21 protein-coding genes are annotated in these 26,431 nt (G+C 67.2%); 15 read left to right on the top strand and 6 right to left on the bottom strand.

Annotated elements, in window-relative coordinates; genetic code table 11:
• Positions 1 to 12 precede the first annotated feature (12 nt).
• From glgB to DESTE_RS04460, 7 genes are all read left to right on the top strand, one after another.
• Positions 13 to 1,941, top strand: a complete 1,929-nt coding sequence (gene glgB, locus DESTE_RS04490) for a 1,4-alpha-glucan branching protein GlgB (RefSeq protein ID WP_035065453.1) — start codon at positions 13 to 15, stop codon at positions 1,939 to 1,941.
• Positions 1,942 to 2,149: 208 nt separating this feature from the next.
• Positions 2,150 to 3,148 carry an isoaspartyl peptidase/L-asparaginase family protein gene (locus tag DESTE_RS04485; protein WP_035065451.1) on the top strand — a complete coding sequence of 333 codons (999 nt, stop codon included), beginning with the start codon at positions 2,150 to 2,152 and terminating at the stop codon, positions 3,146 to 3,148.
• A 173-nt stretch (positions 3,149 to 3,321) separates the two neighbouring features.
• Entirely contained in the window at positions 3,322 to 4,368 is a 1,047-nt protein-coding gene (gene pdxA / locus DESTE_RS04480) for a 4-hydroxythreonine-4-phosphate dehydrogenase PdxA (protein WP_035065449.1), read from the top strand.
• Between the two features lie 3 nt (positions 4,369 to 4,371).
• A complete protein-coding gene (locus tag DESTE_RS04475) occupies positions 4,372 to 6,111 on the top strand; it encodes a hydantoinase/oxoprolinase family protein (protein ID WP_035065448.1) in 1,740 nt (579 codons plus the stop codon).
• The gene (locus DESTE_RS04470) at positions 6,108 to 7,877 is read left to right on the top strand and encodes a glycoside hydrolase family 3 N-terminal domain-containing protein (protein ID WP_245590725.1); all 1,770 of its coding nucleotides are present in this window, start codon (positions 6,108 to 6,110) and stop codon (positions 7,875 to 7,877) included. Before DESTE_RS04475 ends, DESTE_RS04470 begins: the two co-directional genes overlap by 4 nt.
• Positions 7,878 to 8,036: 159 nt before the next feature.
• A complete protein-coding gene (locus tag DESTE_RS04465; protein ID WP_035065445.1) occupies positions 8,037 to 8,495 on the top strand; it encodes a tRNA (cytidine(34)-2'-O)-methyltransferase in 459 nt (152 codons plus the stop codon).
• The gene (locus DESTE_RS04460) at positions 8,495 to 9,574 is read left to right on the top strand and encodes a CobD/CbiB family cobalamin biosynthesis protein (RefSeq protein ID WP_051384313.1); all 1,080 of its coding nucleotides are present in this window, start codon (positions 8,495 to 8,497) and stop codon (positions 9,572 to 9,574) included. The genes DESTE_RS04465 and DESTE_RS04460 overlap by 1 nt, the downstream gene beginning before the upstream one ends.
• A gap of 212 nt (positions 9,575 to 9,786) precedes the next feature.
• On the opposite strand, the gene DESTE_RS04455 is transcribed toward DESTE_RS04460, so the two are convergent.
• The 3 genes from DESTE_RS04455 to DESTE_RS04445 all read right to left on the bottom strand — a co-directional run bounded on the left by DESTE_RS04455 (position 9,787) and on the right by DESTE_RS04445 (position 13,226).
• Positions 9,787 to 10,053 carry a DksA/TraR family C4-type zinc finger protein gene (locus tag DESTE_RS04455; protein WP_035065443.1) on the bottom strand — a complete coding sequence of 89 codons (267 nt, stop codon included), beginning with the start codon at positions 10,051 to 10,053 and terminating at the stop codon, positions 9,787 to 9,789.
• A gap of 154 nt (positions 10,054 to 10,207) precedes the next feature.
• Positions 10,208 to 11,566: a hemolysin family protein gene (locus tag DESTE_RS04450; protein WP_051384312.1), complete on the bottom strand. Its 1,359-nt coding sequence runs from the start codon at positions 11,564 to 11,566 to the stop codon at positions 10,208 to 10,210.
• Between the two features lie 430 nt (positions 11,567 to 11,996).
• The gene (locus tag DESTE_RS04445) at positions 11,997 to 13,226 is read right to left on the bottom strand and encodes a BaiN/RdsA family NAD(P)/FAD-dependent oxidoreductase (RefSeq protein WP_035065441.1); all 1,230 of its coding nucleotides are present in this window, start codon (positions 13,224 to 13,226) and stop codon (positions 11,997 to 11,999) included.
• A gap of 330 nt (positions 13,227 to 13,556) precedes the next feature.
• Between DESTE_RS04445 and DESTE_RS04440 the strand changes: the two genes are divergently transcribed.
• The gene (locus DESTE_RS04440) at positions 13,557 to 14,549 is read left to right on the top strand and encodes a YheT family hydrolase (RefSeq protein WP_035065440.1); all 993 of its coding nucleotides are present in this window, start codon (positions 13,557 to 13,559) and stop codon (positions 14,547 to 14,549) included.
• Between the two features lie 315 nt (positions 14,550 to 14,864).
• Here DESTE_RS04440 and DESTE_RS04435 read toward each other — a convergent pair whose 3' ends face one another.
• From DESTE_RS04435 to DESTE_RS04425, 3 genes are all read right to left on the bottom strand, one after another.
• The gene (locus DESTE_RS04435) at positions 14,865 to 15,230 is read right to left on the bottom strand and encodes a hypothetical protein (RefSeq protein ID WP_035065438.1); all 366 of its coding nucleotides are present in this window, start codon (positions 15,228 to 15,230) and stop codon (positions 14,865 to 14,867) included.
• A 286-nt stretch (positions 15,231 to 15,516) separates the two neighbouring features.
• Positions 15,517 to 17,355, bottom strand: coding sequence for a translational GTPase TypA (typA, locus tag DESTE_RS04430; RefSeq protein ID WP_035065435.1), 1,839 nt, complete (start codon positions 17,353 to 17,355; stop codon positions 15,517 to 15,519).
• An 857-nt stretch (positions 17,356 to 18,212) separates the two neighbouring features.
• Positions 18,213 to 19,076 carry a purine-nucleoside phosphorylase gene (locus DESTE_RS04425; protein ID WP_035065432.1) on the bottom strand — a complete coding sequence of 288 codons (864 nt, stop codon included), beginning with the start codon at positions 19,074 to 19,076 and terminating at the stop codon, positions 18,213 to 18,215.
• A gap of 137 nt (positions 19,077 to 19,213) precedes the next feature.
• Here DESTE_RS04425 and DESTE_RS04420 point away from each other — a divergent pair, with 137 nt between their 5' ends.
• The 7 genes from DESTE_RS04420 to DESTE_RS04390 all read left to right on the top strand — a co-directional run bounded on the left by DESTE_RS04420 (position 19,214) and on the right by DESTE_RS04390 (position 26,398).
• Positions 19,214 to 19,969: a motility protein A gene (locus DESTE_RS04420; RefSeq protein ID WP_035065430.1), complete on the top strand. Its 756-nt coding sequence runs from the start codon at positions 19,214 to 19,216 to the stop codon at positions 19,967 to 19,969.
• A complete protein-coding gene (locus DESTE_RS04415; RefSeq protein ID WP_035065429.1) occupies positions 19,959 to 20,693 on the top strand; it encodes an OmpA/MotB family protein in 735 nt (244 codons plus the stop codon). The genes DESTE_RS04420 and DESTE_RS04415 overlap by 11 nt, the downstream gene beginning before the upstream one ends.
• Positions 20,694 to 20,772: 79 nt before the next feature.
• On the top strand, positions 20,773 to 21,303 hold the full coding sequence (locus DESTE_RS04410) for a PilZ domain-containing protein (protein WP_035065427.1): 531 nt from the start codon (positions 20,773 to 20,775) through the stop codon (positions 21,301 to 21,303).
• 108 nt (positions 21,304 to 21,411) lie between these two features.
• Positions 21,412 to 22,830, top strand: coding sequence for a biotin carboxylase N-terminal domain-containing protein (locus DESTE_RS04405; RefSeq protein ID WP_035069698.1), 1,419 nt, complete (start codon positions 21,412 to 21,414; stop codon positions 22,828 to 22,830).
• A 242-nt stretch (positions 22,831 to 23,072) separates the two neighbouring features.
• A complete protein-coding gene (locus DESTE_RS04400; protein WP_035065424.1) occupies positions 23,073 to 25,337 on the top strand; it encodes an acetyl-CoA carboxylase in 2,265 nt (754 codons plus the stop codon).
• Between the two features lie 32 nt (positions 25,338 to 25,369).
• Complete coding sequence (locus DESTE_RS04395) at positions 25,370 to 26,020, top strand: biotin/lipoyl attachment domain-containing protein (protein ID WP_035069695.1); 651 nt, start codon at positions 25,370 to 25,372, stop codon at positions 26,018 to 26,020.
• Between the two features lie 3 nt (positions 26,021 to 26,023).
• Positions 26,024 to 26,398, top strand: coding sequence for a hypothetical protein (locus DESTE_RS04390; RefSeq protein ID WP_035065421.1), 375 nt, complete (start codon positions 26,024 to 26,026; stop codon positions 26,396 to 26,398).
• Positions 26,399 to 26,431 lie beyond the last annotated feature (33 nt).

The following is a 26,431-nucleotide window of genomic DNA, read 5'->3' as shown; positions in this document are numbered from 1 at the left end:
AATGCACACGCCATGCAGCTTACCCACCCCGCCTTCATAGAGCCCTTCGACCTGTACATGTTCGGCAAGGGCGAACACTGGGACCTTTACCGGGTGCTCGGCGCGCATCCCGCCACGCAGGACGGCGCGGAAGGCTACCGGGTGGCCGTGTGGGCGCCCTCCGCCCGCGAGGTGCATCTGGTGGGCGACTTCAACGACTGGCGCTGGGGCGAATATCCGCTGTACCCGGTGGGCGTTTCCGGCGTGTGGGCGGCCTTTGTGCCCGGCATGCGCAAAGGCGCGTTGTACAAGTTCGGCATCCGCACCGGTGACGGCGACAACGGCGGCGGGCGCATCGTCTACAAGACCGACCCCTTCGCCCTGTACGCCGAAATGCGGCCCGGCGTGGCCGCCGTGGCCTGGGACATCGACAATCACCAATGGGCCGACGGCGACTGGATGCAGCGCCGCGCCGAGACGGGGCCGCCGCTCAAGCAGGCGGTGTCCATCTACGAAGTGCACGCGGGCTCGTGGCAACGCAAGACCGACGGCACGGGCGTGGGTGGTCATCCCTTCCTGTCGTGGGACGAACTGGGCGACGGGCTGATTCCGCACGTCCAGAACCTGGGCTTCACACACATCGAGCTGCTGCCCGTGGCGGAACATCCGCTGGACCAGTCGTGGGGCTACCAGACCGGGCACTACTACGCGCCCACGTCGCGCCACGGCAGGCCGGAAGACTTCAAGCGCTTCGTGGACCGCTGCCATCAGGCGGGCATAGGGGTTATCCTCGATTGGGTGCCCGCGCACTTTCCCAAGGACGACTGGAGCCTTGGCCGCTTTGACGGCACGGCCCTGTTCGAGCACCTGGACCCCCGCCGGGGCGAGCACCCGGACTGGGGCACCTTCATCTTCAACTACGGTCGGCACGAGGTGCGCAACTTTCTGCTGGCCAACGCGCTGTACTGGCTGCGCGAGTTCCACATCGACGGCCTGCGCATGGACGCCGTGGCCTCCATGCTCTACCTCGACTACTCGCGAGAGGGCGGCGACTGGCTGCCCAACGAACACGGCGGGCGCGAGAACCTGGACGCCGTGGAATTCCTGCGCCAGCTCAACGTGGTGGTGCACGGGCAGTTTCCCGGGGCCATGACCATAGCGGAAGAATCCACGGCCTGGGCCGGGGTGTCGCGCCCGGTGTACACTGGCGGCCTTGGCTTCACCTTCAAGTGGAACATGGGCTGGATGCACGACACGCTGGACTACTTCCGGCACGAGCCTGTGCACCGCGCCTACCACCACAATGCGCTGACCTTCTCGCTGCTCTACGCCTTCACCGAGAATTTCGTGCTGCCGCTCTCGCATGACGAGGTGGTGCACGGCAAGGGCGCGCTGCTTTCCAAGATGCCCGGCGATGCGTGGCAGCAGCAGGCCAGCCTGCGCGCGCTGTACGCCTACATGTGGGCGCATCCGGGAAAGAAGCTGCTGTTCATGGGCGGCGAGTTCGGCCAGTGGAACGAATGGGACGAAAGCCGCGCGCTGGACTGGTGCCTGTACCAGTTCCCCGCGCACGGGGGCATCCACGCCCTGCTGCGCGACCTGAACGGAATCCTGCGGCGCGAACCGGCCATGCACGTGCACGACCACGACTGGACGGGCTTTCGCTGGATGGACTTTTCCGACTGGGGCGGCTCGGTGATCAGTTTCGTGCGGCTGTGCGAAGGCGCCCCGCCCGTGCTGTGGGTGTTCAACTTCACCCCGGTGGTGCGCGAATACTACCGGGTGCCCGCGCCCAAGGGGGGCGTCTGGCGCGAGGTGCTGAACACCGACAGCGAATACTACGGGGGCTCCAACGTGGGCAACGGCGGTGAATTGCAGGCCCGCACCGACGAGTGGGGCGGGGGGCACCACCTTGTGCTGACCCTGCCGCCGTTGGCGGGGGTGGCCCTGATGCCGGGGTAGGCCGAGCGCGCGCCGAAGGCGCGGCGATCCGCACGGCATGAAAGAGAACCTCGTTGCCCCCGGAAGCCCGCGCGGCCTGTCCTCCCTCCTCGTTCTTTCCCCTGCCTTTCCCCTTCACCTTCGGGCCGCAATTGCGTAGATTCCGCCCGTCCTCGCAGCGTGCATGAGGCACGCCGCGCGGGCGCATTCCGGAACCGCAGAGACACACATGACCCAACCGAGAATCATCGTGCACGGCGGCGCGTGGACCATCCCCGCCGACCGGCAGCAGGCCCACATCGACGGCTGTCGCGCGGCGGTGGACGCCGTGTGGGGCGAACTGCAACGCGGCATGCCCGCGCTGGAGGCCGTGCGCCGGGCCGTCAACGTGCTGGAGGCCGACCCCACCTACGACGCCGGGCGCGGAGCCGTGCTGAACGCCGAGGGGCAGATAGAACTGGACGCCGCCATCATGGACGGCGCCACCCTGAACTTCGGGGCCGTGGCGGCGGTGCGCAACTTCCTGCACCCCGTGGACATCGCCCGCAAGGTCATGGACACCGAATTCTGCTTTCTGGTGGGCGAAGGGGCGGAACGCTTTGCGCATGAAGCGGGCATTGGAGCCATCGACCCCGCCGAACTGGTGGTAGAGCGGGAAGTGCGCCTGTACAACGAACTGCGCGCCCGCGCGGGCTTTTCCACCCACGACGCCTTCCGGCCCCAGGCCGGGATGAACGGGGCAGCCGGGGAAACGGCTTCCATGGACGGCACCGCGTGCAACTGCCCGGCAGGACCGGAACCGGCCATGCCCAAGGGCACGGTGGGGGCGGTGGCGCTGGATGCGGCGGGCAACATCGCCGCAGCCACCTCTACTGGCGGCACCCCCATGAAACGGCCCGGCCGGGTGGGTGATTCCCCCTTGTGCGGTGCGGGCACCTATGCGGACAACGAAACCGGCGGGGCTTCCGCCACCGGCTTCGGCGAAGGCATCATCCGCGTGCTGATGACCCGTTCCGCCTGCGACTTTCTGCGCGATGCCAACGCATCCCCCGCTGACGCCGCCCGCAAGGCCATCGACCTGCTGCACCGCCGGGTGGCGGGGCACGCCGGGCTGATCATGCTGGACAGGCAGGGCCGCTACGGCGTGCACTGCAACACCGAGCACATTGCCCATGCCTATGCCCTGCCGGGCGGGGGCATCCATGCGGATGTGGAATTGCGGCGCTGACGCTGGTAACGGCTTCGTGAAACACGCATGGCGGCAGCAGGCTTCGGTCTGTTGCCGCCTTTCGCATGTGTCATCCGGCCTGCTCCCCGCGCACGGGCCATGCGCCATTGCAAGGAGCGCGCGCCTCCATAGGCGTATGGACAGCCCGCGCGAATGCGCATAGCCTGTGCGGCATGCGTGCGGAACCGTTGCTGATAACCCTTGGCGATGCCAACGGCCTTGGGCCGGAACTGGCGTGCCGCCTGCTGTCCGGCCACCTGCCTGCCCATCTGCCCCCCCATCTGGCAAACCGGGTGTTGTTGCTGCTGGGGGCGGAAGCCTCGTTGCGGGCGCATCTTGCCCTTGCGGGCAACATTCCCTTCTGGACACGGGTGGACGATCCGGCGCGAGCGCTGGCGGCAGACGCCGCTCCCGGCGTGTACCTGTACGAGCCGCCGGGGCTTGCCGACATCCGCGTGCAGGTGGGCCAGGCCACCCCGGACGGGGGCAAGGCGGCGGGGGTGGCCCTTGCCACGGCCTGCGACCTGCTGCTGGCCGCGCCTGCGGGCGCTACCTCCTCGCGCGGACGCCGAGGACTGGTCACCCTGCCGCTGCACAAGGCCATGCTGCATGCCGCCGGGTACGACGTGCCCGGCCATACCGAATATCTTGCCCGACGCGCGGGCCTTGGCGACGACGAGGTGTGCATGCACCTTGGCGGCGACGTGCTGCGCGTCAGTCTGGTGACCACCCACCCGCCGCTGCGCGATGTGCCCGGCCTGATCACCCGGCAGCGGGTGCTGCACTGCCTGCGCCTGACGGCGGCCCACGCGAGGGCCATCGGGGCTGCGGGACCGGTTGCCGTGTGCGGGCTGAACCCCCACGCCGGGGAATCGGGCCGCATCGGCAGCGAGGAAATCGACGTCATCGCCCCGGCGGTGGCCGACGCCGTGGCCGAAGGGCTGGATGTCATCGGGCCGCTGCCTGCCGACACGCTGTTCGTCAAGGCGGCGCGCGGGGCCTATGCCGCCGTGCTGGCCATGTACCACGACCAGGGGCTGGCCCCCCTGAAGATGCTGCATTTTTCCGACGCCGTGAACGTGACCCTGGGGTTGCCTTTCGTGCGCACCTCGGTGGATCACGGCACGGGCTTCGACATCGCCGGAACCGGCACGGCGGACACCGGCAGCTTTGCCGCCGCGCTGCGCCTTGCCTGCACCCTTTGCGACGGAAAGGACTGAGCCATGTACCTGGGAATCGACGTCGGCGGCACGCATACCGATGCCGTGGTCATGGATGGCCGCACCATAGCGGCCAGCGTCAAGGTGCCCACCGACCATCACGACCTGCTGGCCTCGGTGCGCGCTGCCATGCAGGGGCTGTTGCAGGTGGTGACGCCGGAGCGCATCACCCGCATGAACCTCAGCACCACGCTGTCCACCAACGCCATCGTGGAAGGCAAGACCGAGGACGTGGCGGTGGTGGTGTCCGCCGGGCCGGGCATCGACCCGGAGCACTTCCGCGTGGGGCGGTTCTACTTTCCGGTGGGCGGCTCCATCGACCACCGTGGCGAGGAAATTGCCCCCCTCGACCCGGCGGAAATGGCGCGGGTGTCCACCGCCTGCTGCGATGCGGGCGTGCGCCTGTTCGCGGCGGTGGGCAAGTTTTCCATCCGCAATCCTTCGCACGAGACGGCCATGGGCGAAGCCCTTGGCGCGCGCAGCGGCGGCAGCCCCGCAAGCTGCGGCTGCGGCGACTTCGTCTCGCTGGGGCACCGCCTGTCGGGCCAACTGAACTTTCCGCGCCGGGTGGCCACGGCCTACTACAATTCGGCGGTGTGGCGGGTGTACAACCGCTTTGCCGACGCCATAGAGCAGTCGGCCCGCGAATTCGGCATCACCGCGCCTATCCACATACTGAAGGCCGACGGCGGCACCATGCCGCTGGCCGTTTCGCGCGAGCTGCCGGTGGAATCCATCCTGTCCGGCCCGGCGGCCAGCGTCATGGGCATCATCGCCCTGTGCGACATCCGTGAAGACTGCGTGATCCTGGACATCGGCGGCACCACCACGGACATCGCCGTATTTGCCTGCGGATCGCCGGTCATCGAGAAGGACGGCATAGAGGTGGGCAGCTACCCCACGCTGGTGCGCGCGCTGAAGACGCGGTCCATCGGGGTGGGCGGCGATTCGCGCCTGCACGTGGCCGCCGGGGCGGTGCGCGTGGGGCCGGAACGGGCCGGGGCCAGCATGGCCATGGGCGGCAAGCGGCCCACGCTCATCGACGCGCTGAACTACCGGGGCCATGCCGCCGTGGGCGACGTTGCCGCTTCCGCGCGGGGCATCCGAGAACTGGCAGGACTGTGGGACCTGTATCCGGAACGGCTGGCCGACGACGCCATTGCCGAGGCCGTGGCGCGCATCCGGGCCGCCGTCACCGACCTGGTGGACGAGGTCAACGCCCGCCCGGTGTACACCATCATGGAACTGTTGCAGGGCAGGGTGGTGGAACCCGCCGCCGTGTACCTGATGGGCGGCCCGGCCAGGGTGATGCAGCCCTTGCTGGCCCCGGCGCTGGGCAAGCGGGTGGAGGTGCCGGACGACTTCGCCGTGGCCAACGCCATCGGCGCGGCGCTGACCCGCACCACGGCGGAACTGGAGCTGTTTGCGGACACCGAAAAGGGCGTGCTGTTCATCCCCACCCTGGGCGTGGAACGCAAGACGGGCCGGGGCTTCGACCTGGAACGGGCCAAGGCGGACGCGCGCACTGCGTTGCTGGAACACCTTGCGGGCCTTGGCGTTACCGGCGGCGAGGCGGCGGTGGAGGTGGTGGAGGCCTCGTCGTTCAACATGGTGGGCGACTACGGCACCGTGGGGCGCAACATCCGCGTGAAGTGCCAGGTGCGGCCCGGCATAATGGGCGAGCAGGGCAACGGTCGGAACGCCTGCGGCTGCACACCCTGCGCCGACGAGGCCGGAGCGTGAAGAAGAAGCTTTCGCTGGGCGCGCTTGGGGCAATGTGTCTGCTGCGTGGGGCGACCTGCCTGCGGCGCACCCGTCTGCTGTTGTGTGTCGGGGCGATCATGCTGGCGTGTGCCGTGCTGCCGGATGGCTGGGGCAGGGTGCCCGGTGTGAATGGCAGTGCCGCCGGTATTGCCGGTGAATTCGGTGCCTCCGGGGCCATGGCCGCCACGGGAAGCACCTCGGCCAATGCCGCTGTTGACGGCCCCACTGCGCCTGTGGTTCCCGCGCCCAAGGTCGCTGCGCCCAAGGCGCCGTCCATTCCCGAGGTGTCCGTTCCCGGCGTGTCTGGCCCTGCCAGAACTGTCAGTCCGGCAGCCCCCAAGGTGACGGAGGGCATGCCCGCGTCCGGGGCACGGAGTCACGGCGAACCTTCCCTTTCCGACATGATCGGCCAGATGCTCATGATGGGTTTTCGCGGGGCGGAAGCGCAGGCCGTGGCTCCGAGCGCGAGTGACGTGCTGGGGTTGGGCGGGCTGCTGCGGTCGTTGCCCAGCGCAAAGAAGGCAAACGCGACCAATGCGTCAAAGGCAGGCGCGACTGCCACAACTGGCGCTACCGCTTCAGCGGGCTCAGCGGGCGCAGCAGGCACATCCGGCTCCTCGGGCACCTACGGCGTGAACGAGGTGCTGGACGACATCCGGGCCGGGCGCGTGGGCGGGGTCATCCTGTTCGACCGTGACATGGCCTCCGGCAGCCCGGAACGCAACATCATTTCCCCCAAACAGGTGCGCACGCTGTCCGCCGCGTTGCAGTCCGCGGCCTCTGCGTCCGCCACCCGGCTGCCGCTGTTCGTGGCCGTTGATCAGGAAGGGGGGCGGGTGCAGCGGCTGAAGCCGGAGCGCGGCTTCACCCAGTACCCTCCGGCGCGTCAGCTGGGACAGGGCACGGTGGCTGAAACCCGGCAACGGGCCGTGGCCATGGGGCGCGAACTGGCCGATGTGGGGGTGAACCTGAACTTCGCGCCGGTGGTGGATGTGGACGTGAACCCGGACAGCCCGGCCATCGGCAGGCTGGGGCGGTCCTACGGGCGCGACCCGCGCACGGTGGCGGCCCACGCGGCGGCGTTCATCAACGGCATGGCGCAGGCGGGCGTGGTGTCGTGCCTCAAGCATTTTCCCGGCCACGGCAGCGCCCGCGCCGATTCGCACCTGGGGGTCACCGACGTGTCCGCCACGCATCGTCCCGAAGAACTGTGGCCCTACCGCACCCTGTTGCGCCCGGTGGGCAATGCCTGGGCCGATGGTTGGGGCGGCATGGTCATGGTAGGGCACCTGTACGACAACCGGCTGGACGCGGCGCACCCGGCAACCCTGTCGCGCCCGACCATCGACGGGTTGCTGCGCCGCGACATCGGCTGGCGGGGCGTGGTCATCACCGACGACTTGCAGATGGGCGCCATCACCGAGCGCTACCCGCGGGAAGACGTGGTGTTCCGTGCCGTGGACGCCGGGGCGGACATTCTGCTGTTCGGCAACAACCTGCGCTGGCAGCCGGACCTGACCGCGCGGGTGCATGCCACGCTGACCGGCCTTGTGCAGTCGGGGCGCATTTCCGCAGACCGCATCCGCCAGTCGTACCAGCGTATCGCCCGGCTGAAGGGGCTGCTGCGCGCGGGCGACGGAGCGTTGGGCGGCAGCGGCCTTGGCGTGCCCGAGTTACCTGATGTCAAGGATGGAACCGAGCGAGGGCGGGTAGGCATCGGCGTGGGAACTTCCATCGCGCCGTAACTGCGGTCGCGGCGTTGTCGGTTGGCAGGCGCGTCGGAATGCGTGTGCCATCCGGTCTTTCCTTCCTCGCGCATGGCGGATAGGGTGCGGCCCGTCCCGCCACATGCCGCTCACTGTTCATGGCAGCTCGGAGCAATCCCTTTCTTACGGTATCACCACATGCACATCGTTCTGTACCATCCGGAAATTCCGCCCAACACGGGCAACGTGGCGCGACTGTGCGCGGCCACGCGCACGGAGTTGCACCTCATCGAGCCGCTGGGCTTCAGCCTGGATGACCGCTACCTGAAACGGGCAGGGCTGGACTACTGGCCGCACGTGAACCTTTCCGTGTGGCCGGACTGGCAGGCCTACCTGGACGGGCCGGGGCGCGAACGCCGCCTGGTCATGACCAGCGCCCGCGCGGGGGCGGCGGTGCACCGTTTTGACTTCACGGAGCGCGACGCCCTTGTGTTCGGACCGGAAACCACCGGCCTGCCCGCCGATGTACTGGATGCCACGCCGCACCATGTGCGCATCCCCATCTGGGGCGAGGTGCGCAGCCTTAACCTGTCCACGGCCACGGGCATCGTGCTGTATCAGGCGTTGGCGCACACCGGGGCGCTGGAAGGCCGCTGATGGATTTCCTGTGGGGCGCGTGGGGGGCGTGGGGTCTGCTGGCCGTGCCGCCGCTGGCCCTGCTGCTGGACCTGTGGCTGGGCGATCCGCGCGGCCTGCCGCACCCGGTGTGTGGCGTGGGCCGCGTGCTGCACCGGGCGGAGGCATTTGCCCGTCGCCATGCCGATGGCCTGCCGGAAGGGGCACGCCCCGCCGCGCTGCGCCGGGCAGGCGTGCTTGCGGTCGTGACCGTGGCGGGCGGCACCGCGCTTGCCGTGTGGGGATTGACCTGCCTGCCCCTGCTGGCCCCGTGGCTGGGTGCGCTGGTGGCCGTGTATTTTGCGTGGGCCGGACTGGCGCTGGGCAGCCTGCTGCGCGAGGGGCGGCGTACCCTGCATGCCATAGAACACGGCACGCTGGACGAGGCCCGCACGGCAGTGTCCATGCTGGTCAGCCGCGACACGGCGCAACTGGACCGTCCGGACCTGCGCCGCGCGCTGGCCGAAACGCTGGCCGAGAATTTCAACGACGGCTTCGTGGCCCCGTTGTTCTGGCTGCTGCTGGGCGGCCCCGCCGCGCTGTGGGGCTACAAGGCGGTGAGCACCATGGATTCCATGTGGGGCTACCGTACGGAAGCATGGTGTGATCTGGGCCGGGCCTGCGCCCGGCTGGATGACGTGCTGGCATGGCTGCCCGCGCGTCTGGCCACGCTGTTCCTGTGGCTGTCGGCCCCGCTGGCTTTAAAGGACGGTGGCCACGGCGGCTGGCGCGGCTTCGGCCCCATGGCCCGCGATGCGCGCAGCATGGAATCGCCCAACGCGGGCTGGCCCATGAGCGCCGCTGCATGGCTGCATGGCGCGCCCATGGGAGGGCCGACCCCCTATTTCGGGGTGGTCAAGCACAAGCCGGTGCTGGGGCCGCGCCCGGATGCGAATGACGGTGACTTCGCTGGCGCGGACGCGTGTGGCGTGGCATTCACCCCCACCCATGCATGGGACGGCGAGCGGCTGGAAGGGCTGCTGCGCCATCTGCGTGTGGCCGGGCTGACGGCGGCGGGCTGCCTGTGGGGCGTGGCGGTGCTGCTGCGGTTGCTGGCGTAACGGTCTGACAGACTGGCCTGATCTGGTCTGATCTGGCCTGATCTGGACAGGCCCGGGCTGGACCGGACAGGACGGGACTGGCTTGGGCAGGGGGCCGGATGCAACAACATCGTCCGGAAATGCAAAGGGAGGTGCTTCGCAAAGCCCCTCCCTTCCTTTTGGCATGATGCTCCGGTTTCGGTGCACCCCATGTTCTCTCACCTGACGGCAGATCAACGCAACTGGCTGTCCTTGCTGCCCTTGCGGTTGTACAGCGAGACGGTCTGACGGTCCCGGTCGGCCTCCTGCTGGCAGGGCACGCACAGGCGCACGCCGGGCAGGGCCTTGCGCCGGGCTTCCGGAATGGGGTCGCCGCACTCCTCGCAAAAGTCCAGCCCCGGCCCTTTGGGCAGGCTGTCGCGGGCCCGTTGCACTTCGTCGGCGATGGAATCGCGTATCTGGTCGTTGACGGCGTTGTCGCCAGCCCATCCGGTGGCCATGGTTCCTCCCTGCGCGGGCGTTTCACCCGCGCACGGATAGTCTGTAATGTCTGCGCCCGCGCTGGCAAGGGGACGCGCGGGCCGGAAGGGTGAAGGGAGTCGCATGACCACTCACGGAACGGCACGGGCCGCCGGGCTGTGGGCAGCCCTCCACCTACGGCGCGTCGTCGCTCACGTCGTCCGCGCGGTCTGGGGCGGGGGTCACCAGCACGCGGTCGATGCGGTGACCATCCATGTCCACGATCTCGAAACTATGGCCCCGCCAGCGCAGGGCGTCGCCCATGGCGGGCATGCGCCCCAGACGGTGCAGCATGAACCCGGCCAGGGTCTCGTACGAACCGGGGCGGTCATCGGGTTCCTCCGCAGCGCCCAGCCCCGCCAGCGAGCACATCTCGTCGAAGGGCAGCATGCCGTCCAGCAGCCAGCTGCCGTCCTCGCGGCGCACGGCAGCCGGGTCGGGTTCGCCGCCTTCGTCGGACAGTTCGCCCACCACGGCTTCCAGCACGTCGTTGGGGGTGATCACCCCCTGAACCTCGCCGTACTCGTCCACCACAAGGGCAAAGGGCGCCCCTTCGGAATGGCGGAACAGGTCCAGCAGGGTCAGGGCGCGGGCCGTTTCTGGAATGAACAGGGGCTGCCGGATGAAGCCGTCCATGGGAATGTCCGGGGTGGCCAGCCGCGCGGCCAGGAAGTCGCGCGCCTTGAGCACCCCGGTGGCGGCGGCAATGTCGCCCCGCGCCACGGGAAAGCAGGAGTGGGACGATTGGGCAATGCGCAGCATGTTTTCTGCGTCGGGCATGTCCTGATCCAGCCATTCCACCTGGGATCGGTGGGTCATCAGAACCCCCGCCCGCCGGTCGCCCAGCCGGAAGATGCGTTCCAGCATGTCCCGCTCGGCGTGTTCCACCACGCCCGATGCGGCGCCCTCGCCGATGAGCCCCCGGATGTCCTCTTCCGTCACGGCCCTGTCGCCGCCCTCGGGCAGGCGCAGCAGGCGCGATGCCGCGCGCGACGAGGCGCTGAGCAGGTGGACCAGCGGCAGGGACACGCGCAGCAGCAGCGCCATGACCGGCGCGGTGCGGCGGGCGCAGGCCTCCGGGTTGCCGAAGGCCATGCGCTTGGGCACCAGTTCGCCAATGATCAGCGTGAAATAGGTGATGAGCAGGATCACCAGGCCGAAGCCCAGCGGGCCGCTGTAGGGGCGCAGCACGTCCACGCGGGCCAGCACGGCGGAAAGGTGCACGGCCAGCGCGGCCCCGCCGTAGGCCCCGGTAAGGATGCCCACAAGGGTGATGCCGATCTGCACGGTGGAGAACAGCCGGTCCGGGTCGCGCAGCAGGCGCAGGGCCGTGGCCGCGCCCTTGCTGCCGCGCTCGGCGTCCTGGCGCAGCCGCACCTTGCGCGACGCCACCAGCGACATTTCTGCCAGCGAGAAGAACCCGTTGATCAGGATGAGCAGGAGAATGACGCCTGCCTCGAAGTAGAGGGAGCCGGATGTGCCTGTGTCGTCCATGGGAGATGCTGCGGCGTGGGGTGCGGGGGGGTGCCCCCGGACTGTGGGCGCGCGGATGTTGGCCGCCGTATGGGCCGGTGAACGGAATGCGCGGCACCATCCGGTCTGCATTGCCGGGCCGCGTTCATGTCATTCCGTGATGTTAGGACGTGCATGGCCCGCAGGCAAGGGCACAGGGGGAAATTCGCGGGAATGCCACGCAACGGGGAAGGCTGGAAAGGAAAGTTGTAAGGTTAGGGGCTGTTTCAAAATCAGGATTTTCGTTCGTTGGCAAGGAAACCGAGCCTGCCATGAGGGAGTATGCGTCAGCCGTTGGCGAGTCTTCGAGCCTTACGGATGAGGACAGCAACGCCTTCTTGTCGTATTCGACCGATATGGCAGGCGAAATTTGACGCAGCCAACGGGCGAAAGGCAGATTTAGAAACAGCCCCTACGCCACCTCTCCGGCGGCCTTGCCGCTGGCCCAGGCCCAATGCAGGTTGTAGCCGCCAAGCTGTCCGGTGACGTCCAGCACTTCTCCGGTAAAGAACAGGCCGGGGCGTAGCGCGCTTTCCATGCTGCGCGAGGAAATGTGGTCAACGCGCACGCCGCCCGCCGCGGCTTCCGCCTTGCGCATGCCCTCCGTTCCAGTGGGTACGGCGGTGTGGGCGTGCACGGCCTCGTGCAGGGCGGTGCGGGCGGCCCTGGACAGTTCGGCGATCTTGCGCCCCGCGAGATCGGGCGGCACCAGCCGTTCCGCCAGACGGTCAGGGAACAGGCGGCCCAGCAGGGTGCGCACCAGCAGCTTGCCGTGTTCCGGTGCGCGCAGCAGTTCGTCCAGGTTTTCACCGGGCAGAAAGTCGATTTCCAACGGCTGACCGGGCTGCCAGTAGCAGGAAGCCTGAAGGGCAGCCGGTCCGCTGATGCCCCGGTGGGTGAACAGCAGGGGCAGGGTGAACGATGCCCCTTCCGTGGTCACGCGGGCGGGCAGGGCAATGCCCGCAAGGCCGTGCAGCGGCCACTGCGGGGCCATGGTCAGCGGTACCAGCACCGGGCGCGACGGAGCCACCTTGTGCCCGAACTGCCGGGCGATGCGGTGGCCGATGTCGGTAGCCCCGATCTGCGGCCAGGCCGCGCTGCCCGTGGCCACCACCAGCGATGCGGCGCGCAGCCGGGTAGTCGTGCCGGTATCCCCTTGCGTGCTTCCGTCACCGTCGCTTCCGGCAGCCTGCGCCGGGGCGATGGTCACCACGAAGGCATCGCCGTCGTGTTCCACCGCTTCCACGCGCTGGCCCAGCAGAAAGCGGCAGTTCGCGGCACGGCAACGTTGTTCCAGCAGATCGGCCACGTCGTCGGCGGAGCGCAGGCAGAACAGTTGCCCGTGCTCGCGCTCTTCCCAGGCGATGGCGTTTTCGGACACCAGGCTGACCATGTCCCACGGGGTAAGCCGGGCCAGGGCGGACTTGGGAAAGTGGGGGTTGCCGCCCACGTAGTGCCGGGCGTGCATCTCCAGGTTGGTGAAGTTGCACTTGCCGCCACCGGCGATGCGCACCTTGCGCCCGGTGGCGCGGGCGTGGTCCACCAGCGTCACGCGGCGGCCCCGCGCGGCGGCGGTCATGGCGCAGAACAGGCCGGAGGCTCCGGCCCCCAGAATCAGCACGTCGGTATCGGTGGGGGTCACGTGGTGTCGTGTGCCGGGATGCGCCCGGCGCCGCCAGAAGGTTGGGAAACGACGCGGAATGCGCCCGTGGCGGCACTCCTACCCGACGCCGCGCCGCTTGTCACCCCGCGCGGCTGGGGGGGCGACGCGAGGTGGGCACGACGCAAGCCTGCGGCCCGCCGGGTGCGCAACCGCCCATCGACAGCCGTGGCCGGGTGCCGTATGGTCGCGCTCCGCGTCCACACGGCTCCGCCAATGCGACATCCAGCAGGCATTCCCTCGCCCTTCTCCGAGAATATTCCCCCTCGAACGCCCCCGAACGCTCCTCCAACGCCCCAAGGATCGCCGCCCATGCCCGTTTCCTTCGCCTCCAGCTATCGCGCGCCGTTCTTCCTGCGCAACGGGCACGCGCAGACCATCTTTCCCGTGCTGTTCCGCCCCCGCCCGGAGGTGGAACAGCGCCGCGAACGGCTGGACCTGCCCGACGACTTCATCGACCTCGACCTGACCCCAGCCGATCCTTTTGCCCCGTTCCGGGGCGTGGCCGTCATCTCGCACGGGCTGGAAGGCAATTCGCGCCGCCGCTACGTGCAGGGCATGGCCCGCGCGCTTGCCGCCACAGGCTGGGACGTGGTGGCCCGCAACTTTAGGGGCTGCGGCGGTGAAACCAACCGCCAGCCGCACATGTACCACAGCGGCGAGACGGACGACCTGCACGCCACCGTGCAGTTCTGCCTGGCCCGTGGCTACCGGCGCATCGCGCTGGTGGGCTTCAGCATGGGCGGCAACCAGACCCTGAAGTATCTGGGCGAGAACCCGGACCGCGTGCCTGCCGAGGTGGTGGGGGCGGCGGCCTTTTCCGTGCCGTGCGACCTGGTGGGCGCGGCTGCCGTGCTGGACCGGCCCGCCAACCGTATCTACATGGAATACTTCCTGCGGTCGCTGCGGGTGAAGATGCGCGAAAAGGCGGCCCTGTTCCCCGGGCGGTTCGATCTGGCCGGGCTGGACGCCATGCGCACCTTTGCCGAGTTCGACGGACGGTTCACCGCGCCGCTGCACGGTTTTGCCTCGGCCATGGACTACTGGACGCGCAGCGGCTGCTTGCAGGTGCTGCATGGCATCCGGGTGCCCACCCTGCTGGTCAACGCCTGCGACGATCCTTTTCTGTCGCAGAATTGCTTTCCCGAAGCGGAGGCGGCGCGCAATCCGGCGTTGCACCTTGAAATGCCGCGCGACGGCGGTCATGTCGGGTTCGTGACGCTGAACGGCGGCAACCGCTACTGGTCAGAGGCGCGGGCGGCGGACTTTCTGGGGGCGTTGGGCACGGAGCAGGCCGGGCACTGAGAGCAGCCGTCGAAACCGGCGAGTGTTCCCCTTTCCATTTCCCATTCTCCGAAAACGACGCGACGACGGGACGATGCACGTGCATCGCTCCGTCGTCGTTGCGTTCCGGGCAAAAGCGGAAAAAATCGGCGGGATGATGGCAAGTACAGGCCGCCGCGCGGACAGGCTGTTCCGCCGTGCGAGGTCAGGCCATGCCGCCGCGCGGACAGACCATGCCGCCGCACGAGTTGCCGACGACGTTGCGGTCGGCAACGCCGCCAGTCGACCCGCCGTCGATCTACCGGCAGGCCGCTACTGTGGCCGCTACTGGGGCCGCTAATTGAGCCGCTTGTTGTGCTCGGGCATGACCGCCAGCAGGGTGTCCTTGTCCAGCGCGTCGGAACGGGCCAGCAGGCTCTGGCCGCGCTGGGCGGATGCTCCGATGCGGCGCATCACGGACTGGTAGGCGGGGTGGGCCCGGTCGGGCAGGTTGTCCAGAAAGCCGTGGCGGTTCATCAGGGTCAGCAGGCTGCGCACCGCTTCGGCCATTTCGGCCATCTCGGCGCACAGGTCGGACCGCAGGTCCATGTCCAGGGCGGGCTTGGTGCCGTCGGTGCGGGTGGCTTCGCCAAGGCGGCGCAGCATGTCCTGGTCTTCGTTGGTCAGGTTTTCGGCGGCCTGGCGCATGATGTTCGCTTTCATGAGTGTGCCTCCTTGGGCTTGTGCCCGTGAAAGCAGAAAACGTGCCGTTCGTGTATCCATCTGGAAAGTAAGATGTTCACGTGCAGCGCGTCGGAAAGCGGACGGACGGTCAGGGCTGCCGCGGCGGGCAACTGACGGCGGATTGCAGACGCCCCTGCCCGAGAGCGCGCCAGTTGCAAACGAAAGCGGCCGGAACCCTTTCGGATTCCGGCCGCCGTGCGTTTCGACAGGCATGCCGCCCGGCTGTATGCCGCGCAGCAACGTCCTTTGTCTGCGTGCCGTTCGGCTACTTGCTCTTCTTCTTAGCGGCTTCCATCTGGTAGCGCTTCTGGGCGGGCAGGATGGACTTGCGCAGGCGGATGGACAGGGGGGTCACCTCCACCATTTCGTCCTCGCGCACGAAGTGCAGTGCGCGCTCCAGGGTCATGGGCCGCACGGGGGTAAGGATGACGTTTTCGTCCTTGCCCGAGGCGCGCATGTTGGTGAGCTTCTTTTCCTTGGTGGGGTTCACGTCGATGTCGTTTTCGCGGTTGTGCTCACCGCAGATCAGTCCTTCGTACACCGGGTCGCCGGGCACGCAGAACATTTCACCGCGCGGCTCCAGGTTGAACAGGGCGTAGGCCACGGCGTTGCCCGAACGGTCGGCCACCAGCGAACCGGTGAACCGGGTGGGGAAGTCGCCGCGGTAGGGCTCGTACCCTTCAAGGTACGAGTTCATGATGCCGGTGCCCTTGGTGTCGGTAAGGAATTCGTCGCGGTAGCCGATAAGCCCGCGCGAAGGCACGGAAAACTCCAGCCGCACGCGGCCGGTGCCGTTGTTGGCGCAGTTGGTCATGCGGCCCTTGCGGATGGACAGCTTTTCGGTAACCACGCCCATGAACGTCTCGTCGCAGTCCACGTACAGGTGTTCGATGGGCTCCAGGCGCTCGCTGCCCTGGTCGCGCATGATGACTTCCGGACGGCCCACGCACAGTTCAAAGCCTTCGCGGCGCATGGTCTCGATCAGGATGGCCATCTGGAATTCGCCGCGGCCTTTCACGATGAAGCTGTCGCGCTCTTCGGAATCTTCCACGCGGATGGCCACGTTGGACAGCGCTTCGCGCATCAGGCGTTCGCGGATTTTGCTGGACTGCACCAGCTTGCCTTCGCGGCCTGCCAGCGGCGAGGTGTTGATGGTGAAGCGCATGGCCACGGTGGGTTCGTCCACGCGGATGCGGGGCAGGGCGCGCGGGGCTTCGCGGGTGCAGATGGTGTCGCCGATCTTCACGTCCTCGATGCCCGCCACCACCACGATGTCGCCGGGTTCGGCCTCGTCGGCATCGCGCAGTTGCAGCCCTTCGTAGACCTGCAGGCGGGTGACGCGCAGGGAGTTTTCCTTGCCGTCCTCGTCGATGCACACCAGGCTGTCCTTGGCCTTGACCGAGCCGTGGAACACGCGGCCCACGGCCATGCGGCCGAGGTAATCGGAGTAGGCAAGGTCGGCCACCAGCATCTGGAAGGGTTCCGCCGGGTCGTACGCCGGGCCGGGCATTTCCTTGACGATGGTCTCGAACAGCGGGGTCAGGTCCACCTGCTCGTCCTCAAGGCCGTGCATGGCCACGCCTTCGCGGCCAATGGCGTACAGCACGGGAAATTCCAGCTGCTGCTCGTTGGCGTCCAGGTCGATGAACAGGTCGTAGATTTCGTTCAGCACTTCCTGCGGGCGGGCGTCCTTGCGGTCGATCTTGTTGACCACAACGACCACTTTCAGGCCAGCTTCCAGCGTCTTGCGCAGCACGAAGCGGGTCTGGGGCAGGGGGCCTTCCGAGGCGTCCACCAGCAGGATGGCGCCGCTGGCCATGGACAGGGCACGCTCCACCTCGCCGCCAAAGTCGGCGTGGCCGGGGGTGTCGATGATGTTGATCTTCACGCCCTGCCACGACACGGCGCAGTTCTTGGCGGCGATGGTGATGCCGCGCTCGCGTTCCAGGTCCATGCGGTCCATGACGCGGTCGTCCACCTGCTGGTCGGCGCGGAATACGCCGCTCTGGCGAAACATGGCGTCCACGAGGGTGGTCTTGCCGTGGTCAACGTGGGCGATGATGGCGACGTTGCGCAACCTGTCGTTGTGCACTGCGGTGCTCAAGGGAAATTCTCCTGGCGGGATGGGCTTCGGCCACGGGCGGGGCAGGGCCTCTGGCCCGGCGCGGCTGGTGGCTTGTGGGGGAAGACGCGTTCCCGCATGCGGCGGGGAGGCGGGGCGGGGCGACAACGCGGTGCCCATGCGGTGACCCGGCGAGGGGCAGAACCCGGATACGGCGTGTCGCGGACGGCATCCATACACCTACACGTGCCGGGTGGCAAGCGTGTGTCGGCGGATTGGAATGATAAAGGAAAGCTGCGGGGTGGCGGGTGATGGCTGGGGCTGGCACAATGCGCAGGGCGCTGGTGGGGCGTTGCGCCTTCAAACGAAGTAACCACTGCCTTAACACTGCGCGCGGGCATGGCTGTGCCCGGCCCACGGCGTGGTCAGGGCGGAAGGCGCGCAGCCATACTCCGTTGCTGATGGTAGCGAGGCATACGCCGCCCGTTACCTCTAAATGCCGAAACAATCCGTGCGGATTGCGCCCGCCGTCGGAGATCGCCGCCGGAGGCCTCGCGACGGCGGAAGCTCCGGCGTAGCGGGTGCACCGCGAACCGACCGACGGTAAAGGCACGCCCTGGACCTTTGCCAGAACTACGGGAGCGTTGCGCGCATGCGCATTCAGCCGGGCAGATCGCCCGGAGGCGCCTGCGCCGCAGGGAAGCTGCCCGGCGTAAGAATGCGGCGGGAGAGGCCGGGGGGATCGGGGGGCTTTGCCCCCCGAAGCGCGGGGGTTGGCAGGGGGCCGCCGCTATGCGGCCCCTTGCCCCACGCCGGAGGCGGCCCAAACTACGAAACAGTACAGCCTGTCATGAATGGCTAAACACCCGTATCGCGACCAACAGCAAAGCGCACTCCCCCTAAACCCTCGCCACCACCGCCGCCACCAGCCGGGTCAGCTTGTCCCCGGCCTCACCCGCCACGCGGATGACCTCCTCCAGCGGAGCCTCCTGCATGCAGTCGGGCAGGTTCTTGTTGGTCAGGCATGAAATACCCAGCACCCGCAGCCCCATGTGGCGCGCTGCAATGACTTCCAGCACCGTGGACATGCCCACGGCGTCTGCACCCAGTTGGCGGTACATGCGGGTTTCTGCCGGGGTTTCCATCTGCGGGCCGGGCACGCCCACGTACACCCCCCGCTCCAGTCGCACGCCAAGGCGCGCCGCTTCTTCCATGGCGATGCGGCCAATCGCGGCATCGTAGGGGGCGCTCATGTCGGGAAAGCGCGGTCCCCAAGCGTCGTGATTGGGGCCGGTGAGGGGGCTGCGCCCGGTGAAATTGATGTGGTCGGTGATCAGCATCAGGTCGCCCGCGTCCCAGCGCGGGTTCAGCGCTCCGGCGGCGTTGGTGATGACCAGCGACTCGATGCCCAGCGCCGCCATGACCCGCACGCCCATGCACACGTCTTCCGGCGCGTAGCCTTCGTACAGGTGGCAGCGGCCCTGTTGCAGCACCACATCCACCGTGCCGATGCGCCCGAACAGAAACCGTCCCTCGTGCGAGGCCACGGTAGACTGCGGAAAGCCCGGTATCTGCGAATAGGGCAGGGGGCGGGCATCGGTCAGGGCGTCGGCCAGGCCGCCAAGGCCGGTGCCGCACACCACGCCCACGCGGGGGCGGGTGGCGCGTCCGGGCATGCCGGACATCTCGGACCTCTCGGACATCTCGGACAGGGCGGAAACGATAACGGATGCCGCATTCTGGACATTTTCCGGGTTTTGCATAAGATCACCGACGTTAATGATTGTGCGTGAACGGTGGGGGGCCACCAGACCGGTCGTTCCGGTCCGCACTGCCCGCGCCCGTGAGGGGGAACCTGGGGGCGCAGCACGGCGAACAGGCAGGATATTAGGCCGAACCTATGGATATAGCAACTTTTTTCGGTGTGCTCACGGGCTTCGGCCTGGTGGTCGGCGCCATCATGATGGGCCCCGAGCCGGGGAAATTCTTTGACATCGCCAGCGTGATGATCGTGTTCGGGGGCACTTCTGCCTCCATTTTCGTCACCTTTCCCCTGGAAGAAGTGTTGCAGGCGGTCCGGGGCGGCTTCAAGGCCTTCGGCACCAAGCGGGTACAGGCGCAGGACGTGGTGAACACCATGGTCCGCATTGCCGAGATCAGCCGCCGCGAAGGGCTCATCGCCCTCGAAAACGTGCAGACCGAAAACGCCCTGATCAAGAAGGCCTGCCAACTCATCGCCGACAATGCCGACCCCGGCCTGATCCGGGGCACCGTGTCCATCGAGATCGCCTCGATGAAACGGCGGCACAACGTGTCCATCAGCGTGTTCAACCGGCTGGGCGGCTATGCCCCGGCCTTCGGCATGATCGGCACGCTCATCGGCCTCGTGCAGATGCTGGCCACCCTCAACGACCCCTCCTCCATCGGCCCGTCCATGGCCGTGGCCATCATCACCACTTTCTACGGGGCCCTGCTCTCCAACCTGCTGTTCCTGCCCATCGCGGGCAAGCTGAAGGCGCGCAGCATGCAGGAGGAACTGCACCTGCTGATCATTTTCGAGGGGGCCAAGTGCATCCTCGAGAACAACAACCCCAGGCTGGTGTACGAAAAGCTTTCTTCGTTCCTGCCGCCCAAGGAGCGCAAGGATGGCCGATGACATCGAACTCGACATGGAAGTGGAAGAGGACGAGCCGCCGACCGAGTGGCTGGCCACCCTTGCCGACGTTTCCATGCTGCTGCTGTGCTTTTTCATCCTGCTCTTCGCCCTGTCCACCATCGACAAGACCAAGATAACCGAAACGTTCGACGCCGTGCGTACGGTATTCGGCGGCAAGGATTCGGAACTGGCCACCTCTGCCGTGCGCAGCGACGAATCGAGCGCGCTGCTGGAATCGGTCCGGCTGCAACGCCAGATCATCGAAGCCCAACGCAACACCTATTCGGAAATGCGCACCTACTTCAACAAGACGGGGGTAGAGGGCGTCATTGGGTCTGTATTTGATGAGGGCATCATAACCCTGCGGATTCCTGCGGAAGTCATGTTCGCCCCCGGCGAGACGGATTTGAGCCCCCAGGCCGAGCGGTATCTGAAACCGCTGGCGGACCTGTTCGTGCGCAAGAAGGACCAGTCCATAAATATCCGGGGGTTTACGGACGACTCGCAACCAGGCCCAACGTCAAGATTCCGGGATAATTGGGAACTTTCTTCGTTGCGCGCTGTGAGCGTATTACGCTATTTCCTGAAAGCGGGCATCGACTCCAAGCGGTTGACAGCCACCGGGCTTGGTGAGTTAGACCCCCTGTTCCCGAACACCACGGAAGAAAACCGGACGCGCAACAGGCGCGTGGAATTCATGCTGGAACGCCGGGTGACCAAGTGACGCCAGGCGGGCAAGTTACGCCTGACGACCACGTGATGCGGGGGGGCCTGCACACAACCGGGGGGTGCCGGGGATGGCGATGACGACGCACGACGAATTCGACGATTTCGATTTCACGCTGCCCTCGGACAATGAGGGCGAACGCCGGGCCTACCGCACGTCGGTGCCCGGCCTTGAAGCAAGCGTGGCGGGGAAGGACGGCACATTCCCCGTGGAAAACGTGAGCTCGGTGGGCATTGCCATGCACGCCCCCGGCCACGCCTTTGCGGAAGGGGAGGACCTTCGGGTCGACCTGCTGATCCAGGGCAGGCCCTACATCACCGCGCTGCCCGCCAAGGTGGCGCGGCTGGGTGATGGGGGCCTCGTCGGGTGCGAATTCGCCTCGCCGGACTTCTGGCAGGAAGCGCGCCTGGACAAGCTGGTGCTCGAGGTTCAGAAGCGGATGATCGCCCAGCGCAGGGCGGAATCCGAAAAACGTGATGCGCAGGCCGCCGGGCAGCACCGCGACAGCGGGACTGCTGCCGATGCGTCTTCCGACGCGCCCGCAGGTGCGGGCGGTTCCACCCGGTTCACGGTGGACAGCGCCGCCGGGACGGAACTGGACGTCTGACGACCCTGCGCGGGCATGAGGGTGCCCGTGCCGCGGTCGATGATGTTCCGGTGTCGCGGTGGCGTCGTGCGGCCCATGAAAATGTAACAACCATATCGAGGGACATTGGTGCAGACGAAAGACCATAAGGTGCTGGTGGCGAACAGAGGGGAAATCGCCATTCGCATCGTTCAGGCCTGCCGCAAGCTGGGCCTGGCTTTCACGTGCGTGTACACGGCGGAGGACGCCGCGTCGGGCCATGTGCGCATTGCCCGCGAACTGGGCGGCGACAAGAGCCTCTGCCGCGTCTCCTCCTATCATGATGCCAACGAACTCATGGCCGTTGCAGACGATGCGGGCGCCACCGCCGTGCATCCGGGCTATGGCTTTTTTGCCGAAGACTACCGCTTTGCCCGCCGCGTTTCCCAGCGCGACCGCAAGCTTATCTTCATCGGCCCTTCGTGGCGGGTAATCCGCGAACTGGGCGACAAGATCAATACCAAGCGCCTCGCGCGCAGCCTGGGCGTGCCCACCGTGCCCGGTTCAGACCGGCCCATCTACGACGAGATGGAAGCGGAAAAGGTGGCCCAGAGCCTGTTCGAATTCCAGGAACAGCAGGGCATCCGCAAGCCGCTGGTGCTGGTCAAGGCATCGGCGGGCGGCGGCGGCATGGGCATCGAAGAGGTGTACGACATCGACCTCTTCCGCTCCGTGTACCGGCGCATCCGCAACTATGCCCTGCGCCAGTTCAAGGACGAGGGCGTGCTCATCGAGCAGCGCATCCGCGACTTCAACCACCTGGAAGTGCAGGTGGTGTCCGACCGCAGCGGGCGCAACCCCGTGCATTTCGGCACCCGCAACTGCTCCATCCAGTCCACCGGCCTTCAGAAGCGCATCGAGATCGCCCCCGGTTTCGATCCTTCGTCCATCGAATACGGTTTCGACGCCGCCCAGGTGCTGCGCGACATCACCCAGCACTCGCTGGCCATGGCCCGCAAGGTGGGCTACGACAACGTGGGCACCTGGGAATGGATCGTCACCCGCGACGGCCGCCCCTTCCTGATGGAAGTGAATACCCGCATCCAGGTGGAGAACGGCGTGTCCGCCACCATCGCCCGCGTGCGCGGCGAGAAGGGCGTGGATATCATCGCCGAGCAGATCCGCATCGGCCTTGGCGAGCCGCTGGGCTACGGGCAGGAGGACATCAGCTTCGAGGGCGTGGGCGTGGAATACCGCCTGATCGCCGAAGACCCGGACAACCGCTTCACCCCGTGGGTGGGCCGCGTGGACGGCTTCGGCTGGCCCGAACGCCCCTGGCTGGCCATGCACACCCACGTGCCCAGCGACGACCCCTACGACATTCCCACCGAGTTCGACCCCAACCTGGCGCTGGCCATCATCTGGGGCAAGGACCTTGCGGAAGCCAGGGAGCGCGGCGTCGAATTCCTCGACACGCTGGTGCTGGAAGGCGCCAACAACGCGGGCGAGCCGCTGCGTTCCAACGTCCGGTTCCTGCGGGACAACACCGGGCGCATCCTGAAGTTCTAGGGGCCGTTTCCGGGTCGGCCTTTCGTCCGCTGGCATCGTGGCCGGCGAACGAAAGTCCTGCTTTGGAAACAACCCCCAAGGCAAGTTCTGCACGGCCAGTTCGCCGGATGCCCGGCCCCGGCCATCGCCGTCCGCCCACACCGGCGGACACGCGGCAGCCTTCGTCCGCCACGGCACCGGCACACGAATGCCCGCCGCCAAGCATGCTACCCGAACCCGCCGGAACTGCGGGGAAGCGACATATGGATACCGAAAAGAGAACGCAGCACCTCGCCGAACGTCTGGGGTACATCCGCGACGTGTTCGGCGGAAAGCACAACGAGAACATCGCGCTCCTCGAGTCCAAGCTGCAGGAGTTCAACCTGCGGCTGTCCGAGGGGTCCATCAGCGACGAAAACGCCGCGCTGACCACCCTTGAAGACCTGTTCGACTTCGTCGAGCGCAAGCTGGAAGCCGAACTGACGCCCATGGACAAGGTGCGCATCGTGCGGCACCCGCAGCGCATCTGCCTGCGCGACATCCTGGAAAACGTCTACGACAACTATACCGAAATCGGCGGCAAGGACGAACACTCCATCGATCCGTCCATGCTCATCGCCCGCGCCTACATCACCCGGCGCAGCGGCAAGAAGACCATCAACCTGCCGGTTCTGGTCATCGGGCAGGAAAAGGGCCACGGAGAGGAATTCCGCAACGGCGGCTCGGTGAAGCCGTGGGGCAACGCCAAGGCCCTTCAGTACATGAAGGTCGCCGAAACCGAAGGCATCCCCATCCACACCTACGTCTTCACGCCCGGCTCGTACCCCGTAGAGGACTACCCCGGCGCAGCCCAGCAGATTGCCCGCAACCTGTACGAAATGGCGGGCCTGCGCGTGCCGGTCATTGCCGTGTTTTCGGAAGGCGGCTCCGGCGGGGCAGAGGCCATCGGCCTTTCCGACCGGCGCCTGATGCTTTCGCACGGGTACTATTCGGTCATCTCGCCCGAAGGGGCGGCGGCCATCGAAGGCCGCCTGCGCCATGGCCAGCGCGCCGCGCCCGAGCTGATCGAAAAGTGCGCCCAGCAACTGCGCATCACGGCGGAAGACAACCTGCGCATGGGCTACATCGACCATGTGGTGGCGGAACCGCCCCTTGGCGCGCGCCCGTACCACTACGACTTCTTCCGGGGGCTGCGGCAGGAAATCATCCGCGCCACGGACGAGGTGATCCTGAACGTGAAAGGCTTTGCCCCGTTCCGGGCCATGGTGCTGCGCCGCCGCCGCGGCAAGGCCGAAACCATGGATCTCGACAACATGTACGTGCGCTGGAGCCTGTCGTCCGCCGCCAAGGACCGGCTGGTGACCCGCCGCCATCGCAAGTTCAACCGCCTTGCCCGCAATGCCGCGCGCGACAGGCGTCCCGTGCTGCGCAAGCTGTCCAACATGGGCTGGGACGCCTGGTGGGACATCTACTCCTACTTCAAGTACGACCTGCTCCGTAAGCACCAGCAGAAGATCGCCTACCTCATGGAAGAGGTGGAGGCCGAAGCCCAGGTGCTGATGGAAAAGGTGGCCGCCCCGTGGCGCAAGATCACCTGCGCGCTGCCCGGCGGGTCGTGCCAGAGCAGCGAACAGACCGAACGTGAACTGACCACCCTGTCCGACTGGGACGAGGAAGGCCAGCGCAGCGGCAACTGGAGCTACGTCAGCCCCCGCGCCAAGGAAGACCGCGCCATCACCTGCCCCAACGCGGGCAGCCACGGCTGCCTCGACCTGTGGGCACCGGACCTGTTCGGCGAATTCGCCGGGGTGTGCACCTACTGCGGGCACCACTTTCCCATGGAATACCAGTGGTACCTGCACAACGTGTTCGATGAGGGCTCCATCTTCGAGTTCAATTCGGAGATCGAGGCTGGCAACCCGCTCGGTTTCGAAGGGTTCGACGTCAAGCTTGAGCAGGCCAAGAAGCAGACCGGCCTGAAAAGCGGCTGCGTCACCTTCGAGGCGCGCATCGACAACGTGAAGCTGGTGGTGGCCATGCTGGTGGCCCCGTTCCGGGGCGGCTCCGTGGGCGCGGCAGAGGGCGAAAAGTTCGTCCAGGCCGCCGAGCGCGCCAAGAAGAAGCGCTACCCCTTCCTGGCCTACGTGCACGGCACTGCCGGCATCCGCATCCAGGAAGGCACCAACGGGGTCATCCAGATGCCCCGCTGCACCATGGCCGTGCGCCGCTACATAGAAGCCGGTGGCCTGTACCTGGTGCTGTACGACACCAACTCGTACGCCGGGCCGCTGGCCAGCTTCCTCGGCTGCTCGCCCTACCAGTTCTCCATCCGTTCGGCCAATATCGGCTTTGCCGGGCCGGGCGTCATCAAGGAGACCACGGGCGTGGACATCCCGCCGGACTACCACAGGGCCTACCGGGCCTTGTCGCGCGGGCATATCCAGGGCATCTGGGACCGCCGCGACGCGCGCATGAACCTGAAGCAGGCCCTTCTGACCATGGGCGGCCGCAACCTCTACTACCGGTAGGGGCAGGCCCCAACGCAGGATAGGTGACATCCGTGTTCGACATCACGCAATTGCTGGATGAAATAAAGGCGTCTCCCTACGAGGAGATCGTCGTCACCGCGCCGCATACCGGCGTGGTCACGTTTGCCGACGTGCGCGAAGGCGCCCGGGTCATCGGGCCTTCCGGTACGTGGAAGGAAAAGAAGGGCACGCTGCTCGCCACCATCGAGCGCGAGCGCAACCAGAAGCCCATCCACGCCGTGGAAAAGGGCGAGGTCAAGGAAGTGCTGCGCCACCTGGAAGGCGCCTTCGTCGAGGCGGGCACTCCCCTTGTGCGGCTGCGCCACTTCCTGTCGCGCGACGAAGTGCTGGCCATCATCCTCAAGAAGGCCCTGCACCTCTTTGTCGCGCCGGAACGCGCCAAGTACTACTTCGCGCCCGACGTGGACAAGAAGGTCAAGGCCTCCGGTCCCAGCTCCGTCTCGCTGCACGAAGGCATGGACCTGTTCATCATGTCGCGCATGAAGCGCGAGGCCTCGCTGGCCTATTCCGGCCCCAGCGGCGTCATCTACGCCGTGTACTTCCAACACAACGAAAACGTGGATGCGGGCCAGCCCCTCATCGGCGTGTGCCCGCCGGACCAGCTGCCCCAGATCGAGGATGTGGTGGCCCGCGTGCAGACCGAGTGGGAAGAACGGGAGTAAACCATGGGCAAGGTGTTGCAGGTGCGCGTGTGGGCTTCCACCTACCGCGACGAGGACGTGGAAAAGGCCTGGCCGCTGCTGGTGGCCCTTGTCTGGCCCGAACCCTTCGTCCGGCCCGTGGCCGGGCAGGTGCTGGGGCCCGCAGACCGGCGCGGCGTGCTGGAACTGGTGCAGGCCCTTGACGACGGGCTGCGCTTTGCCGGGTGGGACGCCCACGTGCGCGATGCACTGGCCGACCGCGTGCCCGCCATCGTGGCCCTGCGCGACAAGCTGGACGCCGCCCTTGCCGAATGGGACGCCCGCACCGCCAACCGCATCACCGATGAACTGGAAGAAGCCCTGGATCAGGCCGAAAAGGCCATGGTGAAGGCGAAGTAGAGATAAAGCCTGAAAAGGCAGAAGATGTAACGG

The organism is Nitratidesulfovibrio termitidis HI1, from assembly GCF_000504305.1.
Classification (GTDB): domain Bacteria; phylum Desulfobacterota; class Desulfovibrionia; order Desulfovibrionales; family Desulfovibrionaceae; genus Cupidesulfovibrio; species Cupidesulfovibrio termitidis.
The sequence above is the reverse complement of the archived record's forward strand: the minus strand, read 5'-3'. Positions and strand labels throughout refer to the sequence as shown.